Annotated in this window: 19 protein-coding genes and 1 riboswitch; of the genes, 4 read left to right on the top strand and 15 right to left on the bottom strand. The window is 70.7% G+C overall.

Translation table 11 applies throughout. From position 1 onward, the window contains the following. Nucleotides 1-11: 11 nt before the first annotated feature. A complete protein-coding gene (locus ACFY0U_RS27245) occupies nt 12-1,517 on the bottom strand; it encodes a hypothetical protein (protein WP_388640065.1) in 1,506 nt (501 codons plus the stop codon). 123 nt (nt 1,518-1,640) lie between these two features. Next, nucleotides 1,641-2,315 carry a hypothetical protein gene (locus ACFY0U_RS27240; RefSeq protein WP_388640063.1) on the bottom strand — a complete coding sequence of 225 codons (675 nt, stop codon included), beginning with the start codon at nt 2,313-2,315 and terminating at the stop codon, nt 1,641-1,643. A gap of 389 nt (nt 2,316-2,704) precedes the next feature. Here ACFY0U_RS27240 and ACFY0U_RS27235 point away from each other — a divergent pair, with 389 nt between their 5' ends. Further along, nucleotides 2,705-3,910: an MFS transporter gene (locus tag ACFY0U_RS27235; RefSeq protein WP_388640061.1), complete on the top strand. Its 1,206-nt coding sequence runs from the start codon at nt 2,705-2,707 to the stop codon at nt 3,908-3,910. Between the two features lie 10 nt (nt 3,911-3,920). On the opposite strand, the gene ACFY0U_RS27230 is transcribed toward ACFY0U_RS27235, so the two are convergent. The 10 genes from ACFY0U_RS27230 to ACFY0U_RS27185 form a co-directional block, all read right to left on the bottom strand. Continuing rightward, nucleotides 3,921-4,388, bottom strand: coding sequence for a hypothetical protein (locus ACFY0U_RS27230; RefSeq protein ID WP_388640059.1), 468 nt, complete (start codon nt 4,386-4,388; stop codon nt 3,921-3,923). 121 nt (nt 4,389-4,509) lie between these two features. Next, nucleotides 4,510-5,634 carry an LLM class flavin-dependent oxidoreductase gene (locus ACFY0U_RS27225; RefSeq protein WP_388640057.1) on the bottom strand — a complete coding sequence of 375 codons (1,125 nt, stop codon included), beginning with the start codon at nt 5,632-5,634 and terminating at the stop codon, nt 4,510-4,512. 13 nt (nt 5,635-5,647) lie between these two features. Further along, on the bottom strand, nt 5,648-7,336 hold the full coding sequence (locus tag ACFY0U_RS27220) for a dipeptide ABC transporter ATP-binding protein (RefSeq protein ID WP_388640055.1): 1,689 nt from the start codon (nt 7,334-7,336) through the stop codon (nt 5,648-5,650). Next, the gene (locus ACFY0U_RS27215) at nt 7,321-8,244 is read right to left on the bottom strand and encodes an ABC transporter permease (protein WP_388640053.1); all 924 of its coding nucleotides are present in this window, start codon (nt 8,242-8,244) and stop codon (nt 7,321-7,323) included. Before ACFY0U_RS27215 ends, ACFY0U_RS27220 begins: the two co-directional genes overlap by 16 nt. Next, entirely contained in the window at nt 8,241-9,200 is a 960-nt protein-coding gene (locus ACFY0U_RS27210; protein ID WP_388640051.1) for an ABC transporter permease, read from the bottom strand. Before ACFY0U_RS27210 ends, ACFY0U_RS27215 begins: the two co-directional genes overlap by 4 nt. A 3-nt stretch (nt 9,201-9,203) precedes the next feature. Beyond that, on the bottom strand, nt 9,204-10,823 hold the full coding sequence (locus tag ACFY0U_RS27205) for an ABC transporter substrate-binding protein (RefSeq protein ID WP_388640049.1): 1,620 nt from the start codon (nt 10,821-10,823) through the stop codon (nt 9,204-9,206). Nucleotides 10,824-11,187: 364 nt separating this feature from the next. After that, a riboswitch (SAM riboswitch) is annotated at nt 11,188-11,301 on the bottom strand. A 45-nt stretch (nt 11,302-11,346) separates the two neighbouring features. Then, complete coding sequence (locus ACFY0U_RS27200; protein WP_388640047.1) at nt 11,347-11,643, bottom strand: antibiotic biosynthesis monooxygenase; 297 nt, start codon at nt 11,641-11,643, stop codon at nt 11,347-11,349. A gap of 13 nt (nt 11,644-11,656) precedes the next feature. Further along, nucleotides 11,657-12,253: a hypothetical protein gene (locus ACFY0U_RS27195; RefSeq protein ID WP_388640045.1), complete on the bottom strand. Its 597-nt coding sequence runs from the start codon at nt 12,251-12,253 to the stop codon at nt 11,657-11,659. 190 nt (nt 12,254-12,443) lie between these two features. Next, nucleotides 12,444-12,800: a hypothetical protein gene (locus ACFY0U_RS27190; protein WP_388640043.1), complete on the bottom strand. Its 357-nt coding sequence runs from the start codon at nt 12,798-12,800 to the stop codon at nt 12,444-12,446. A gap of 58 nt (nt 12,801-12,858) precedes the next feature. Continuing rightward, on the bottom strand, nt 12,859-13,701 hold the full coding sequence (locus ACFY0U_RS27185; protein ID WP_388640042.1) for a helix-turn-helix domain-containing protein: 843 nt from the start codon (nt 13,699-13,701) through the stop codon (nt 12,859-12,861). Between the two features lie 112 nt (nt 13,702-13,813). Between ACFY0U_RS27185 and ACFY0U_RS27180 the strand changes: the two genes are divergently transcribed. Further along, nucleotides 13,814-14,410 carry an NADPH-dependent FMN reductase gene (locus tag ACFY0U_RS27180; RefSeq protein ID WP_388640321.1) on the top strand — a complete coding sequence of 199 codons (597 nt, stop codon included), beginning with the start codon at nt 13,814-13,816 and terminating at the stop codon, nt 14,408-14,410. Nucleotides 14,411-14,467: 57 nt separating this feature from the next. Then, nucleotides 14,468-14,902 carry a VOC family protein gene (locus ACFY0U_RS27175; RefSeq protein WP_388640040.1) on the top strand — a complete coding sequence of 145 codons (435 nt, stop codon included), beginning with the start codon at nt 14,468-14,470 and terminating at the stop codon, nt 14,900-14,902. A gap of 5 nt (nt 14,903-14,907) precedes the next feature. On the opposite strand, the gene ACFY0U_RS27170 is transcribed toward ACFY0U_RS27175, so the two are convergent. Next, nucleotides 14,908-15,087, bottom strand: a complete 180-nt coding sequence (locus tag ACFY0U_RS27170; protein ID WP_388640038.1) for a hypothetical protein — start codon at nt 15,085-15,087, stop codon at nt 14,908-14,910. Between the two features lie 101 nt (nt 15,088-15,188). On the opposite strand from ACFY0U_RS27170, the gene ACFY0U_RS27165 reads away from it, so the two are divergent. Beyond that, a complete protein-coding gene (locus ACFY0U_RS27165; RefSeq protein WP_388640319.1) occupies nt 15,189-15,800 on the top strand; it encodes a bifunctional DNA primase/polymerase in 612 nt (203 codons plus the stop codon). A gap of 60 nt (nt 15,801-15,860) precedes the next feature. Here ACFY0U_RS27165 and ACFY0U_RS27160 read toward each other — a convergent pair whose 3' ends face one another. Together ACFY0U_RS27160 and ACFY0U_RS27155 are read right to left on the bottom strand one after the other, a co-directional pair. Beyond that, nucleotides 15,861-16,157: a hypothetical protein gene (locus ACFY0U_RS27160; RefSeq protein ID WP_388640036.1), complete on the bottom strand. Its 297-nt coding sequence runs from the start codon at nt 16,155-16,157 to the stop codon at nt 15,861-15,863. Between the two features lie 207 nt (nt 16,158-16,364). Then, nucleotides 16,365-17,159, bottom strand: a complete 795-nt coding sequence (locus ACFY0U_RS27155) for an enoyl-CoA hydratase/isomerase family protein (RefSeq protein WP_388640034.1) — start codon at nt 17,157-17,159, stop codon at nt 16,365-16,367. Between the last annotated feature and the right edge of the window lie 6 nt (nt 17,160-17,165).

Below are 17,165 nucleotides of genomic sequence, written 5' to 3'. Positions count from 1 at the left end.
GTGGCCATGGGCTAGGGCGCGTCCGCTACGGGCAGCCCGCACAGGTCGAGCAGTTCGTGGAGGCGCTCCGCGGAGAGGCTCGGGTTGGCCGCGGCTGCCTCCGCGGTTTCCGGGTCCCGCAGCAGCGTGCAGACGAGGTCGGCCGGCAGGCGCGGGTTGGCGGCCGCGGCCAGGCGAACGCGGGCGTCGGGATCGGTGAGCAGGCGGACGGGCGGCTGCCGCAATGTGCTGTCGGCGGCCGCCAGTGCCCGCACCTCCGGATCCTCATGGTCGAGAAGGTCCTCCAGGCCGGTCCGGGGCAGTCGGGGCAGTGTCCGCAGGTACGGGCGCTGACGAGGCGTGGCGATGAAGGCGTCGAGAACCGTCCTGGCGGGCGCGAGCGGATGGTTGTAGGCGAGCAGATGCCGTACGTCCGTGTCGGGGTCGTCCGCCAGGAGGTTCACCAGTTCCTCGGGCAGCCTGGGACAGGTGGCGGCGACTCGGCGCAGCAGGGGGTGCTCGGAGACGGCGCACGCGCTGTACCAGCTCACATCCGGCTCCTGGAGCATCTCGGTGACCGGCCCGACTTGCTCGGCGGAGCGTTGCGCGACCTCGTCGATGGCGGCGCGCTGCCTCCAGGTGCGCGGCGGCTCATGGAGCCGGGCTCGCATCCGCACCGTGCCGTTGGTGTCCTCGGACAGTTCCGCCAGTGTCGAGGGGTCGAGGTCGGCCCTGCCGGCGATGCGTTCACGAATCCGGGGATCACTGTGGCGTGCGAGGCGCCGTACGACATCGGCGGGCGTGTACGGATTGTGCGCCAGGCCCCACAGGTCGCGTTCGTCGGCCAGGCATGCGTCGACCACGGTGCGGGAGACGGGGTAATTGGTGAGCAGGACGCCTCGGCGATGGCAGTCCGGCTCCGGCAGTTCGGCCTCCATCGCCGCCGGATCCAGGTCCCGGCTGTTCTCGCGTGCGGCCTCGCGCACCGTTGGATCCGGGTCGGTCAGAAGGGCCTCGCGTTGAGCCGGGCTGAGCGACAACCACTGTCCGGCTGCCTGAGCCCGCAGTTCGGGGTTCGTGTGCGTGGCCATCCGGAAGCGGAACGACGGCGGGATCTGCCGGGAGTGCCCCAGTTCCTGCCTGATCTCGGCAGCGGTGAGGATCGGCTCGGCACCGGGGCTGTCCTGCGCCGTCAGCAAGGTCTCCAGGACATCGTCGGGCAGCGCTTCGACTCGGCCGAAGAAGGGGCGAGGACCTCCTGCGAGGGAACCGCGCACGCGCGCGTCGGCATCGTTGACCAGTCGACCCCGCTGTGCGGGAGCGACATGACGGTTGCAGGCGAGCGCTGCGCGGACCTCCGGCCGCGGATGCGCGATCGCCGCGTCGATGACGTCAGTGGGCAAGTCACGCTGTCTGCACAGGACCTTCCACACCGGGCTGGCAGCCGTGTCCAGCAGCCGCAGCAACACGTCGGACGGCGCGCCCGGGTTGGCTGCCACGCCCCGCAGCCACGGTTCTGTCAGGGGGGAGGTGGACATCGGAGCATCCTGCCAAGGTCATCAAGCGGTGTTTGTCAGATGATCCTGCCAGTTGGTGTCACGGTTGCGAGTCGGCTGATCCTAAAGAATTGGCCCATCTGCAGTGCGCGTCCGCAACCGAAGTCAAGGCTCCTTGGGGAGCAGCTCGTCGAGGTGGGTGCCGTCTGCCCAGCGTTCCAACGCCCGGTTGTCCAGCAGGAAGGTGTTGCCTTCGCGCTGTGCCCATCGGATGTCCCGGGGCTGGAAGGTGCCCCGGTGCACGACCAGGTGGACGAGAGAGTCCGGGTTCTCCCGGTGCGTGTGGGGGTGGGGGAGGGCCTCGTCGGGCAACGGTTCCGCGACCGGCCGGAAGGCCACGTCGAGTCGGCGGCCGTCCGGATGCCGGGCGCACAGGCGTGGCCGGTCCGGAGCGGGTAACAGCCGGACCTTCCAGTGGTCGCGGCGCAGCATCCGTGCCACCGCCAGGGCCAGGCCCTGGATGTCGAGGTCGAACAGTTCCTGCGGGGTGTAGTGGCCGCGCCGGCGTCGAGCGCCCGGACGGCGGCGCCTGATCCCGATGACGAGGCCGACCGTCAGGAGGAGTACGCCGGTGACCGGGACCACGACCCCGGCGGCGCGGGAGCCCACGACAACGCCGGCCACGACCGAGCACACCACCACCGCCAGGACGGCGAACGCGGGCAGAACGTCGCGGAACCTGGGTCCATAGCGGCCTTGGGCGCGCAGTCGGCGTACCGTGTCCCGTTTTCGGTGGCGCTGTTCCTCGGCCGGCTCGGACGTCCATGACGGGCGTGCCACAGTGTCAGCCCCCCTGCATCTGCTTGCGCCGATTCGGGAGGAATACCCAGCGAGCCGAACGAATGCTCGATCAGTGGGCGGGAACCGGCCAAGCGGCCGGGCGCACGGATGCACTGGGCGGCGCGAGGGCCCGGTGGTGGTGGCGAAGTGCGCCGAGTGGTGCCTCGATCGACCGACGGGGGAGGACCGCCGTACTGATGTGACATGGGTCATGAAGAGCGGAGCGGGATCTTGGAATTCCTGGCTCCGCACCGCTGCTGCACTCGTTATGGGCTCACCATGCCCTGGGGGGCGCCGGGCAATGATGCCGGGCCCGGGAGCCGCACATTCGTGGCCCCGCCCCGCTCCCAGCTTCTTCTCGCACCACCTCTGAAAGGTTCTCCTGCGCCATGCCACTGGCTCTCCTGGCCCTGGCTGTTGTCGCTTTCGGCATCGGCACGACCGAGTTCGCCACGATGGGACTGCTGCCCCAGATCGCTGACGGGATCGACGTGTCCGTTCCGCAAGCGGGCAACATCGTCTCCGCCTACGCGCTCGGTGTCGTCGTCGGCGCCCCTGTGCTGACGGGCATCGGCGCGCGCATCCCCCACAAGCGGCTCCTGCTGCTCCTGTCCGGGCTGTTCGTCATCGGCAACGTCGCATCCGCGCTCGCCCCCAACTTCGGCCTGCTCTTCGCCGCGCGGTTCCTGGCCGGCCTGCCCCACGGAGCGCTGTTCGGCGTGGGCGCGGTCGTGGCGTCGCGGCTGGTCGCGCCCGACCGGGCGGCACGCGCGGTGTCGAAGATGTTCCTCGGACTGACCGTCGCCAACATCGTCGGTGTCCCGGCCGGCACGGCCCTCGGTCAGCAGTTCGGCTGGCGGTCCGCCTATGTCGCGGTGGCCGTCATCGGAGTCGTCGCCCTCGCCGCGCTGGCCGTCTTCGTCCCCCACCAGCCCCGCGGCGAGCAGTCCGGTGTCCGGCACGAACTGCGCGCGATGGGCAACAAGCAGGTGGTCATCGGCCTGGCGACCGCGGTCGTGGGATTCGGCGGGTTCTTCGCCGTCTACAGCTACCTGGTGCCCATGCTGACGAACGTGACGGGCCTGTCCGACTCCTCGACCACGCTGGTCCTCGCGCTCTACGGCGTCGGCATGACGCTGGGCACCCTGGTCGCGGGCCCGCTCACGGACCGCGCCCTGCGACCGACGCTGTACGCGGGGCTCGCCCTGCTGACCTCGGCACTGGTGGTGTTCTACTTCGCCGTCCACAGCACCGTGCCCGCCCTGGTGACGATCACCCTCATCGGTGCGATGGGCGCCCTCATCACCACGCCCGTCCAGATGCTGCTGATGGCCAAGGCGAAGGACGCTCCGACCATGGCGGCGGCCTCCAACCACTCCGCCTTCAATCTGGCCAACGCGGGCGGCGCCTGGCTCGGCGGTCTCGCCATCTCGGCGGGATGGGGCTGGAACTCGCCTGCTCTGGTCGGCGCGGCCCTCGGCGTGGCCGGGCTGGGGCTGGCGTTCATGGGCGGCGCCATGGACCGGGGCGTTGGGCGCTCCGAGGTGATCACGTCGTCGGACGCGCAGACCGATCAGGTCACTGCCGCGCGCTAGGACGGGCGGCTCAGTCCCAGAGCGGATAGGACACGGTCTGCGCGTACTGCGCGGGCCGCCTGTCCGTGTACTCCAGGGTGATCCGCGAGTAGTGCGAGACCTGGGGCCGCTTCTTCCAGGGCTCTGGGTGGTCGAGCCGTACGGTCACCGGATAGGCGTGGAAACGGCCCGCCGCGCAGTACGGCTTGCAGTCGTTGACCCAGTTCACACCCTTGGCCCGTGCCTCACCCGCGCCCCACCGGGACCAGTCCAGCGAGGCCAGTCGGCTGTTGCCGTCACCGCAGGCGAGCATGAAGTCCGACGGACGTATCTGCGGGTGCCAGAAGCAGTCGACGAGAACCGGAAGCGCGGTGGGCTGCCGTACGGTCTGCACGGCCGCTGCCGGGGCGGACCGGTCCACCGCCGGCGTGCCCGCCGCGGTGGCCAGCGAGGCGACCGCGCAGAGCGCGACCGCCGTCGTGAGTGCGCTGATACGCATAACCGCTCCCCGCCGCCGCCCGCCGACAGATGTCCCGGTTCCGACGCTACGACCGGGAGCCTGAACGCACCACTCGAACGGACGAGCGCGCCGGCGCCTGATCCCGACCGCCGTCGAAGGGCTACTCGCCCCGGGCGACGCGTGGGCTCGGGCCCGCGTGCGCTGTCCCGGCGATCCTGGTTCCGGTCGCGAGCCCCTGCCCGACCGGCCGGTCACGGCGGCTCGCGGCGATCGTGCCAGGGCGCCAGCCCAGCTCGGGGGCGATCAGGTGTCGTACGTCGTGCAGGATCTGCTCGTACTCCTCGCGATGGAACTCGTACGGCAGCTCCAGGCGCAGCTCGGACACCTCGGCGATCACCGGATCGGCGGTCAGCCGCTCCAGGATCTGCTCGGCGGTGCCCACCACGTCCGGGGCGAACAAGGTGCGCTTCGGACCCTGGGGAGCGAGGGTGCGCTCGTGGCGGCTCGCCGCGTAGGCGCGGTAGCGGGCGCGGGTGGCCGCGTCGGCGCTGTCGAGAGGCACGATCACCCGGCCCAGGGCCACACGGGCCGGGCGGTCGCCGGACCGCGCGCGGCGGTACTCGGCCAGCAGGTTCAGCTGGGCCGTGGCGAAGTCGTCGGTGTTCTCGCCGGTGACGATGTTGCCGGACAGCAGGGCGAGGCCGTTCTGGGCGGCCCAGCGGACCGAGCGGAGGCTTCCGCCGCCGTACCAGATGCGTTGGGCCAGCCCGGGGTTGTGCGGTTGCAGACGGGGTCGCTGGACGTTGCCCGGTGAGTGGATGACCGTGTCGGGGGCGCCGAGGTAGTCGCCGCGCAGGTTCTCCACGACCCGGGCGATCCTGCCGTACGACAGGTCGAAGCCACGCCAGTCCCCGTCGTGCACCAGGTCGCCGAGCAGCTCGGCGTGCGGCATCCCGGTGCTGAAACCGATCTGGAGCCGGCCCCGGGACAGTACGTCGGCGAGGGCCAGGTCCTCGGCCAGGCGGAACGGGTTCTCGTAGCCGATGGGGATGACCGCGGTGCCGAGCTCGATCCGTTCGGTGCGCTGGCCGGCCGCGGCGAGGAACACGGCCGCCGAGCCGACGCCGTGTTCGAGGTGGCGCTGCCGGATCCAGGCGCCGTCGAAGCCCGACCGCTCGCCGTACTCGAAGAGCTGGAGCGTCTCCTCCAGGCCGGTGTACGGGTCGTCGTCGGCGAAGTTGCCCGGGGTGAGGAAGGCCAGTGAGGTGATGGCGGGAGTGCTCATATGACCCAGGTCCTCAGCTCGTGATGGTCTCTGCGGCGGAGGGGACCCGGCCGCCGGGGATCGCCGCGAGCAGCTCGCGGGTGTACTCGTGGCGGGGGCAGGTGAAGAGCTCCTCCGGCGGACCCGTCTCGACGACGCGGCCGGCCCGCATGACGGCGACCTCGTGCGCGATCTGGCGTACGACGGCCAGGTCGTGGGAGATGAAGAGGTACGCCACACCGGTGTCCGCCTGCAACTCGGCGAGCAGGTCGAGGACTTGGGCCTGTACGGACACGTCGAGCGCGGAGACCGGCTCGTCGCACACCACCAGGTCGGGGGAGAGGGCGAGAGCGCGGGCGATGGCCACGCGTTGACGCTGCCCGCCGGACAGTTCCGCCGGCCGGCGTTCCAGTGTGGTGGCGGGGAGTGCCACCCGGTCGAGCAGTTCGCGGGCCCGTTCGAGCTGGGAGGCGCGGTCGCCGATCTTGAAGGCGCGCAGCGGTTCGGTGATCACCTCGCCGATGGAGAAACGCGGGTCGAGGGACGCGTACGGGTTCTGGTAGACGAGCTGGGCGCGGCGGCGCAGCTCTCTGGCCCGGGCGCCTCGGGCGGTGGTGACCTCGGAGCCGTCGAACAGGATGCGTCCGGCGGTGGCGTCGGCGAGGCGGAGCACCAGGCGCGCGGTGGTGGACTTGCCCGACCCGGACTCGCCGACCAGCGCGAGGGTCCGGCCGCGGTGGAGGGTGAAGCTGACGTCGTCGACCGCTCGCAGGGCCCGGGGGCCGTCTCCGGCGCGGGGGAGTCGGAACTCCTTGACCAGGTTGCGGACTTCGACCAGCGGTGCCGTATCGGTCTTCGGTGCTGCGACCGGGGTGCGGGGCCGGGCGGTGGCCAAGCTCGGGGCGCTGGCCAGCAGTTGCCGGGTGTACTCGTGCTGCGGGTCGGCCAGGATGTCGCGGGTCGGGCCCGCCTCCACCACCCGGCCCTGTGACATGACCACCAGTCGCTGCGCGCGGTCGGCGGCGACTCCCAGGTCGTGGGTCACGAGCAGTACCGAGGTGCCCGACTCCTCGGTGAGCTGCTGGAGATGGTCGAGGATGACGCGCTGCACGGTGACGTCGAGCGCGCTGGTCGGCTCGTCGGCGATGATCAGCTTCGGTTTCGCGGCGATGGCGACGGCGATCAGGGCGCGTTGCCGCATGCCGCCGGACAGCTCGTGCGGATACTGCCGGGCCCGGACGGCCGCGTCGGGCAGCCCGGCCCGGTCCAGCACGGCGACCGCCTCGGCGGCGGCCGTACGACGGGTCGCCAGGGAGTGGATGCGCAGTACCTCGGCCACCTGGTCGCCGATGCGCTTGACCGGGTTGAGCGAGACCGTCGGATCCTGCGGGACCAGCCCGATCCGCGCACCCCGTACGAGGCGCAGCTCCGCCTCCGACAGGGTGGCGAGGTCGTGTCGGCCGAAGCGGATCGTGCCCGCGTCGATGGTGCCGTTGGCCGCCAGCAGACGGGTGACGGCATGCGCGGTGGTGCTCTTGCCGGAGCCGGACTCGCCGACCACGGCGGTGACTTGGCCCGGCCATACGTCGAGATCCACGCCGCGCACAGCTTGGACCGTGCCGCCGCGCGTGCGGTACGACACGGACAGGCCGCGTATTTCGAGCAGGGGTGTGGTCACGTCCTCACCGTTCTCACGTCCATGTGTCGTCATCGCCGGGACCATTCGCCGTCCAGCGCCCGGGCGATGCGGTTGGTGGCCAGTACGGTCGCGGCGATCGCCAGACCGGGCAGCGCGGTCAACCACCAGGCGTTGGCCAGGTAGTTGCGGCCGTCGGAGATCAACGTCCCCCATTCCGGGGCGGGCGGCGGCGCTCCGTAGCCGAGGAAGCTGAGCGCCGACACGGCCAGGATCGAGGCGCCGAAGTCCAGCGTGGCCAGGACGATCACCGGCCCCGCCGCGTTGGGCAGGACGTGCCGTCCCAGCACCGAGTACCAGCGGGCCCCGCTGGCGCGGGACGCCTCCACGAACACCGCCTGCCGTACCCGCAGGACCTCGGCGCGCGCCACCCGCGCGAAGGAGGCGACGCTGGCGATGCCGACCGCGATCGCCACCTTCACCGTCCCGTACCCGAGCGCGGTGACGAGGGCCAGCGACAGGAACAGCGCGGGGATCGAGAGGAGGACGTCGACGAAACGCATCAGCACGTCGTCCACCCAACGGCCCACGAACCCGGCGACCACCCCGAGCAGACCGCCGACCACGAACGCGACGAGGACCGCGATGATCGTGGCCTTGAGGGAGAGTTGGGCACCGTGGACCACGCGGGAGAACACATCGCGGCCCAGTTCGTCCGTGCCGAACCAGTGACTGCCGCTCGGACCGCGGAAGTTCTCGGACGGCACCCCCTTGAGCGGATCCTGGGAGGTGAACAGATCCGGCCAGAACGAGGCCAGCACCACCAGCACGACGACGGCCGCCGACAACACCAGACCGGGACGCCGCAGCAGGAACCGCAGCACCTGCCGTACGTCGGCACGGCCCCGGCCCGCTTTCTCCGGGGTTCCCGGCTCGACCGGGCGGGCCAGACCGAGGGCCGCCTCGGCCTGGTCGTCGACAAGGCTCTGACTCATACGAAGCTCGCCCTCCTGTCCGAGGCCACCACGATCCGCGGGTCCAGGAGCGGATAGACGAGGTCGACGAGGAGATTCGTCGCCACGAAGATCAGCGCCCCGAACACCACCACCCCCTGGACCAGCGGGATGTCCTGCGAAGTGACCGCCGCCGCGGTCACCCGGCCCAGACCGTCGCGGGAGAACACCGTCTCGACGACCACCGAACCGGCGATCAGCTGCCCGACCAGCAGGCCCACGACCGTCAGCGCGGGCAGCGACGCGTTGCGCAGCGCGTGCCGCAGATGCACCCGCCAGCGGCCGGCGCCCTTGGCGCGCGCGGTCTCCACATAGGCCTGGTCGAGAGCGGTGAGCAGGCTCTTGGCCAGCACCTGGGCGACCTGCGCGCCGGTGGGGATGGCCAGGGTCAGGGCCGGCAGCACCAGTCCTCGCAGCCCGTCGTTGCCGAAGGCCGGGAACCAGTGCAGCCGGAACGAGAACGTCTCGACGAGCAGCAGCCCCACCCAGAACGTCGGGACCGACACCCCGAGCGGGGGCAGCGACAGCAGCAGCTGCCGCAGCCACCGCTGCGAGGTGTACGTCGCCACCACCGCGAGCCCGCCGCCGAGCAGCACCGCCAACAGCAGTGCCGCACCGGTCAGTTGGAGGGTCTGCGGCAGGGCGTCGGTCAGGGTGGCGGTCACCGGGCGGCCCGTGGAGATCGAGTCGCCGAAGTCCCCGCGCACCGCCCGGCCCAGATAGTCGGCGTACTGCGCCAGCACCGGCTTGTCGAAGCCGTACTCGTGCCGCAGCGCGGCCAGCCGGGCCGGGTCGACCTCCCCCGAGTCCATCCCGGCACTGGCCATCGCGGTGACCGGGTCACCGGGCAGGAAGTCCAGCACCACGAACGACACCGTGTACGCCGCCCACAGCACCCCGACCGCCTGGGCCAGGCGTTTGATCACATAGCGGCGCACGCGCTACCCGATCCAGGTGTCGTGCAGCTGGATACGGCTGCCCGAGTCGAAGGCGAGGCCGTGCACCTTCTTGGAGACGCCCAGTTGGGTCTGGAGCTCCACCACCGGCACGTTGTACGCGTTCCGCACGATCAGCTTCTGCGCGTCGTCCACCAGTTGCCGGCGCTTCGCGGTGTCCGCGGTCGCGGCCTGTCCGGACAGTGCCGTGTCCAGCGAACTGGCGGGCAGACGGTAGACGTTGGCCAGCTCGCTGGAGAAGGAGCTGCGCAGGATGTCGGGGTCGGCGCGGGTCACGTTGCCCCACACCAGGTCGAAGTCACCGCCCTGGAGCGTGGTGGCGAACTGGCTGACCTGTCCCTGCTTGAGCGCCACGTCGATCCCTACGGCCTTCAGCTGCTGCTGGATCAGCTCCAGCGCGGGCTGGTTGGTGGCCGCGTTGGGGAACCAGCTGATGGCCAGGCTCAGCCTCTTGCCGTCCTTGGTGCGGATGCCGTCGCCGCCTGCCTTCCAACCGGCCTCGTCCAGGAGCGACTTGGCCTTGGCCGCGTCGAAGGCGAGGTCAGCGGAGAGGTCGGTGTAGTCGGGCGTGGTGTGCGCCAGGACGCTGGTCGCCGGCTTGGTGCCGGTCGGGAACACGGTGTCGGCGATCTGCTTGCGGTCGACGGCGGTGAGGATCGCCTGACGCACCTTCACGTCCTTGAGGACGGGCCGCGAGTTGTTGACACCCAGCCCGAACACCACGCCGGGGTTGGCCCGCCGCAGCAGGGTGACCTGACCGCCCTTGAGCGCCGCCTCGTTGGCCTTGCCGACGCTGCTGATCGCGTCCACCTGCCCGGACTGGAGGCTTCCGGCGCGCACCCCCGGCTCGGGCACCACCTTGAACACCAGCTTGTCCAGGTAGGCCTCGCCCTTCTTGGACCACAGCGAGGAGCCCCAGTCGTACCCGGTGCGCCTGTCCAGGGTGATCGACTGGTTCTGCACGTACTGCTTCAGCACGAACGGCCCGGACCCGACCACACCGTCGCTGCACTTCTGCTGCGGGGTCTTCTTCACGCTCGCCGACGACTCGATGCCCAGCGTGTGGGTCGAAGTCGCCTGGAGGAACTGCGCGTTGGGCTCCTTGAAGGTCACCTTGACGGTGAGCGGGTCCACCGCGGTGGTGCTCTTGACGCTGCTCAGATAGCCCTGGGCGAGGGTGCCCAACGCGCCGAGCTTGGGCACCGCGTCGAAGTTGTCCTTGACCACCTGAGCGGTCAGCTCGGAGCCGTCGCTGAAGGTGACACCCGAGCGCAGATGGAACGTGAACTCCGTCGCGTCGGCGTTGATGTCCCAGCTCTTGGCCAGCCACGGCACGATCTTGCCGGTCTCGGGATCCTGGTCGGTCAGGGAGTCCACGGTCTGGCGCACCGAGTAGATGCTCTCGTTGCTGCCGACCTGCTGCGGGTCCACGCAGCCGGCGTCGGAACCCACCGCGAAGGTCAGAGTGCCGCCGGACCGGGGCTCGCCGCTTCCGCCGCCGGAGCCGTCGGTGCCGGAGCCGCAGGCGGCCAGCAGAACACTGGTGGTAAGGAGGGCGGTCAGCGGCGCCCATCGGGAGGTTCTGACATCCGGAAGTGCTGTCACGGCGGGGTTTCTCCTACTCGTGTCACCAGGCAAGGGGGTGCCGTACCGGGCACGGCCGTGCATGGGTGTGCGGCCCCGGCCGGCGTGACGCCGGTGGCGGGGGAGCGCTGTGCAGACGGGGACAGGCGGGCGACACCGAGCGAGCCGGTGGCCAGGGAACGTCACGGGGAAGGCGGGCCGGCGACGGAGGTCAGCCGGCCGCGGTCGGGCTCGTCAGGCCTGACAGAGGCAGCTGGTCGAGCGCTTCAGATCGATGTGGCGTCGACGCGCGAGGCGGGAGAACACCGTGGCGACGGCGAAGGAGGCGCTGAGTTCACCACCGTGCCGCATACCGGTCCTCCCCGTCTCCGGCCCCGGTCACGGGGCCACGCGCTTGCGGGAATCCTCGGTGATCCCGCCGGGCTTTCACCTGGAGCACCCCACCGCGCGGGAGGGTTGCCGGTCAGCGAGCCAGGGCTTGACGCTGACACTCAATGCCGATCGTGATCGTACGGAGCGGTCTTGTCGTACGTCAATGCCGCAATCAGCTCAGCGGTGCGAGCGTGAAGTGCCGTACCTGAAGCGGTGCGACGAGGTACTCGTCCTCCCCCGGCAGCACCACGGGCTGGTCACGCCAGTGCTCGCCGGCGTACTCGACCAGGTCCTGCTCGCCGCGCCAGCGACTGACGTACAGCAGCGAATGGGGTGGCGCGACGAGGACTTCGTGGTCCACCAGCCCGGGGTAGCGGCCGGGAAACTCGCGTACCGCGGAGACGATCATGTCGTGGAACGCGTCGAAACGTTCAGGACGGACGCGCGCCTCACTCACCCTGATAATCACGGTCGCCAGGGTGTCACAGAAGCGCCCGCACCTGACGGTGTCCGGCTTCTCCACGAGTCCAGACGTGCGTCAGACGGCGCGGGTTCTCGCGGTTCCAGGTGTCGTGGTCCAGAACGGCGACGGTGTCCGACAGCCGCCACCGCGAGGAACCCCAAGAGGCTTCGGGCACGTTCACCAGGCCGTCGAGAAGCGCGACGGCCGGGGCCGTGAGCGCGCCTATGGGCCATGGCTGCCATGTCGCGACGGTGTCGGTGAGGGCGTGCGACTCGATCAGATGCAGGAGGGACGGTGCGATGGCGAGGTAGGGGCTGGAGCCGTCGACGTCGGTGCCCACACTGCCGTCGGTGTGGATCAGGTCCCGGCACGGCTTCGACACCCGCTCGCCGGTCCATTCGAAGTACCAGCCGCCCTGTCCGGGGTCCTGCCACGCGCGCGTCGTCATGCCGCGGTGGTCGTACACCCACTCCCGGACGGACTCGTACCGCTCCCCGTCCACGACCCGGCTACGGCGTACCTCGTACCGCAGGCCCGCGAACTTCTGCTCGAATCCCTCGCATCGGATGAGGAGATCCATCGGGGCGGGTACGAGTCGCCCCGCGTGATCGTGCACTTGCCAGAACTCCATCGGCGACCCGAACCGGACGGGGTCCTCACGTCGGCCTGCCCGACGCAGGAATCCCTGTGCGCGGGGCGAGAGTTCGGACGGGTCTTCCAGGATGTGCATCCTCGACTTCATCTCCGAAGCTTCATTTCCGAAACCTCATTTCCGAGGAAGGGACGGCTGTCGGGTGAGGAGGAGGTCAGTTGAAGGCATCGGTCATGCAGTCCCTGTGGCAGTCCGCGGCCTCGAAGCGCCGGCGTAGGGCCGCAGCCGCCTCTTCGTGGTCCACCGAGACGTATCCGTAGTGCAGAGACGCCACCCGGTGCACGTCCCCGACGGTGACGATGGCCGGTTCGCCCGGGGTGGCCCGGCGGCGGGCTTCGGCGATCGCCATGTCCGCGGAGCGCAGCAGGTTCCTGGAGCGGTCCCGGGTCGCCGCCGAGTGGGCCCGCTTCGCCGAGAGAGGGCGCAGCACCCGGCCCCGCCAGAGGGAGCCGGCGGCGACGAGAACGAGACCGAGTGCTACGAAGAGGACTCCGCCGGGGTGGTAAGGCATGTGGTCAGTCTTCCCCACATCACGCGCGGTCGGTCGGGCGCCGGGTCTTTCGGACGCGTCAGGAGATGGCCCGGAGCGCGCTGTGGTGTCCGCGTCGGTGGCGGAGTCGCTCGACGGCCGCGGCTGTCTCGTCGTCCGCGGGGAGAAGCACGGTCAACTGCTGGTCGTCCGCGGGGAGTTCGAGTGTCTCCCGAAGCAGTCGAAGCTCGCGTCCGACCGGGTGGTTGAGCCGCAGGACTCCGCGTGGCGGGACGACGTGCCGGTTCAGGCGGCGGGTCAGGTCGGGGCCGGCCAGCGGCGCGAGGTGCGCGGTGAACCACTCGGAGCTCTCCATGGTGGGGGCGAGCCACAGGTCGAAGGCCTGCTCGTCGGCGATGGCGTCCCAGTCGGCGAAGAACGTGCGGGCGCGGGGATCGGTGAAGACATAGCGGGTGAGGTTCGGGGCTTCGGTGTCGAGCAGTCCGCTGCCGTCCGTCACCGACGCGTACGCGGCGGTGTGGGCGAGGAGGTCGCCGAGCCGGTTGGTCACCACGGCGATGCCCGGTTCGAGGAGGCCGAGCGTCTGCCGGACGGCGTCGCGCACCTGCCGGGGCGGGGGTGCCGGCCGGGTGTGAGCGGTGCACTCCCCGCCGGTGATCTTCGTGAGATAGCGCAGGTGGGAGCGCTCGGAAGGGGAGAGGCTGAGGGCGTCGGCGAGCGCGTTCACCACCGCCACCGAGGGATTGCGGTCACGGCCCTGCTCGATGCGGGTCAGGTATTCGACGCTGATGCCGGCCCGCGCCGCGAGATCCGTGCGGCGCAGCCCCGGTGAGCGGCGCCGGCCCCGATCCGGCAGCCCGAGCGTCTCCGGCTGGATGCTGTCCCGCTTGCTCCGGATGAAGTCCCCCAACGGCGTACCCATGCCTTGAGGATAGGGCGATCCGGACGGGGCGCGGCCGGCGGAGGGTGGCCCTGTGGGGGCCAGCCTGGGCTCGGTCTGGCTGTACCTGAGGGGCGCCCCGATGGTGGTGGGCATGGACAACAACACGCACAAGCTGGTGGTCGTCGTCGCGAGCGTCCGGGAGGGGCGTTTCGGCCCGGTGGTGGCCTCCTGGTTCGCCGAACAGGCCGACCTGCACGGCGGTTTCGACGTCGATGTCGTCGACCTGGCCGATGTCGAGATCCCGCTGTCCCTGCCCGCGGCGTCACCGAAGTACGCCGGCGACGACTACCCTCGCCCGGCCGGGATGCGGCCGCTGACCACCGCGCTGGAGAGCGCGGACGCGTTCGTCGTCGTCACCCCCGAGTACAACCACAGCTACCCCGCCTCCCTGAAAGCGGCCATCGACTGGCACTTCACCCAGTGGACGGCCAAGCCCGTCGGCTTCGTCAGCTACGGAGGTGCGGCGGGCGGCCGTCACGCGATCCTCCACCTGGAGAACGTGCTGACCGAACTGCACGCGGTGACGATCCGCGACGGGCTCGCCTTCCCCAACTACTTCACGGCATGGCAGGACGGCCGCCCGCTGGACCCCGAGACCCCCGGGTACGCCAAGACACTGCTCGACCAACTGGCCTGGTGGGCGGGCGCGCTCAAGTCGGCACGCGAGACGACCCCCTACCCGGCCTGAACCGGGCAGCGCCCGCCGCCCGGAACACCTCGCCCGGACCCCTGCTATGGTGCGCCGATGTCAGCGATCAAGAAGATCCAAGTCACCTTCGACTGCGCGGAACCCGAGCGTGTCGCTCGCTTCTGGTGCGAGGTGTTGGGGTACGTCGTACCGACGCCGCCGGAGGGATTTGCCACGTGGGACGAGTTCGATCGCTCGCTGCCGCCTGAGCGGCAGGGCGCGTCGTTCGCCTGCGGTGATCCCTCGGGTGTGGGCCCGCGGCTGTACTTCCAGCGTGTGCCCGAAGGCAAGGTCGTCAAGAACCGGGTGCATCTCGACGTGCGGGTCGGCACCGGACTCGTGGGTGAGGAGCGCCTCGCCACTCTCGAAGCCGAGTGCGCCCGGCTGGTCGCGCTCGGCGCGACGTGCGTGCAAGTGCTGCGTGCCGATGGCGTCAACGAGTCGTGCATCGTGATGCAGGACGTCGAGGGCAACGAGTTCTGTCTGGACTGAACCTTTCAGCGCGCGGTGTCGCCGCGGTCCGACACGGCGTCGGTGCAACAGTCATGCGGCTGTGGCCCGGCGCCGTATTCGAGCCGTCGTGCGGTTTCCACGAGGGGCGCCAGCGGATCCTTCTTGAAGGGGTGCCAGTTTTGCCACGCATGGCGCAGGCGCGCCCAGGACGCCAGAACGCTCATGGGCCTGAGGTGTTGACCCCAAGCGGGAGAACACCCGTTCCAGAAGTGAACATGACGAAGGTAATCGCCACGGTTCGCCACCCCTTCCGCTCAGTAGAAATATCTACCAGCATGAATATGCCGGGTCCGGCCGTCCCGGATGTGGGGGAGCACGTCCCGCTTGCGCGGGCAAACGGATCCCGGAGGAGAGCATGCGAACCGTCCCTCGGCAGGCCATCGAATGGCTGTCGGCAGCAGCGACCGACCCGCGGGAGTGCAAAAGACAGTGGCACAGTGAAGGCGGGACCGCGGTGCTGGGCTGCGGCCGGTTCTGGGATGTGCTGAGCGTGCCGGAGGAGTTGGCCGTGCCGGCTCTGGAGGCTCTGCTGGGCATCCCGCAGCCGCCCGGGCCGGCCTTGGTGGACACCGCGGCCCGCCGGGTGGCCTTCTTCCTGCCGCCGGACCCGGAGGGCCGCTGGATCGGCTCGGGCATCCGCTACGCGGGCAAGGGTTCGTGGGTCGCGGTGCCCGCCCCGCACCGAGCGGCCGGGCGGCTGCGCTGGCTGGTGCCGCCCGACGGCAGCGGGGCGCTGTTCGTGCCCGCCGCGGTGGAACTGGCTCTGCAACTGGCACTTGGACGGCTGGCCGCCCAGGAGCGGACCAAGCGGCGCTGTCCCGCCTGCGGTGCGCCGGCCCCCGGACCACCCACCCGGGGCGGCGGCCGGACCGTGTGACACCGGCTCGTCGCCGCCGGGGACCCGGCGCGGCGATCCGCACACCATCGTGCGCCGCCGTCAGCGAGTGGGCGCCAGGTCGGCACCGGACGCTCCGGTCAGGATCCCGGCACGCTCCCAGTGGCCCGGATCGGGCGGCGTGGTGAGCTGTCCCGTGACCGCGGGGCTCAGGGCCATCAGCAGCATCCACTGCGGATCTCGCGTACCCGGCAGTGTCCGGCCGCTGGCCCGCCACTCTCTGAGGAGCGCGGCGTAGATGGGTGGGTCCGTGTGCGGGGGCGTGGCGCGATCGGCGTGCGGGGCGTGCCGCGCGTGGTCGTCGAGGACGAGGCGTCCGGTGGTGGCGGTGCAATTCATGTCCGTGCAACGTGCCCGCGTACGCGGGTGGTACGGGCTGGGCCCGGGGTGGCCCGATCGGATGAGGTCGTGTCCGTCGTTCGGGGCCATGTGGTAGTCGCACCAGATCACTGGCGCGGGTGTGAGGGTCGGACTGTGCCCCGTTCACGGTGACTTCGTCACGGTGGCGCCGAACTCGCCGTGAACGGGGAGGGGATCAGCTGTCGGTCAGCGGGGTTGGGCCAGTTGGGCGGCGAGGAGGTGGGAGTCCAGCAGAGTGGGGTCGGCGGTGCGGGCGGCTCTGCTGTAGCCGGTCAGCATGCGTTTGGTCAGCACGAGGGCCTGGGGGGAGCGCCGGGCCAGGGGTCTGGTCCAGGTGGTGATGGTGTCGTCCAACTCGTCGAGCGGGGCGACCTTGTGCAGGAGGCCGAGGCGGTGGGCGGTGGGGGCGTCGAAGTCGTCGCAGGTGAGCATGAGTTCACGGATCCGGGCGGCGCCGGCTTCCGCGATCAGCCGGCCCATGGCGCCGCCCCAGGCGGGTGCGAGTCCGAGGCCGACCTCCGGCATCCGGAAGCGGCTCGTGTCGGCGCCCGCGCGGAGGTCGCAGTAGGCGGCGAGCGCGAGGCCGGCGCCGATGACCTTGCCGTGGAGCCGGGCGATGGTGATGGCGTGGGTGTCTTCCAGTGCCTGGCACACGCGGTGGGCCTTGTCCGCGATACGTCGCAGGGTGGCCCCGGTGGGGTCGGCGGCCAGGGCGTCCTGGTACTCCCGGCGGTCGGCTCCCAGGCAGAAGTCGTCGCCCAGGGAGGAGAGCACCAGGATACGGATGTCGGGCTGGTCGTGGAGGTTGTCGAGGACGGCGATGAGCGCGTCCAGGACCGCGGTGCTCAGGACGTCGTCCTGTGCGGAGGGGTTGAGCCGGACATGGAGGAGGGGTCCGGTTCGAGTGAGGGCGAGGGGAGCGGGTACGGGGGAGGGGCCGGGGGTGTGCGCGGGTTCCCGGTCGGAGGCGGGGGAGGACACGGGAGC

It is taken from the genome of Streptomyces sp. NPDC001536 (genome assembly GCF_042894505.1).
In the GTDB taxonomy this organism is placed as follows: domain Bacteria; phylum Actinomycetota; class Actinomycetes; order Streptomycetales; family Streptomycetaceae; genus Streptomyces.
The sequence above is the reverse complement of the archived record's forward strand: the minus strand, read 5'-3'. Positions and strand labels throughout refer to the sequence as shown.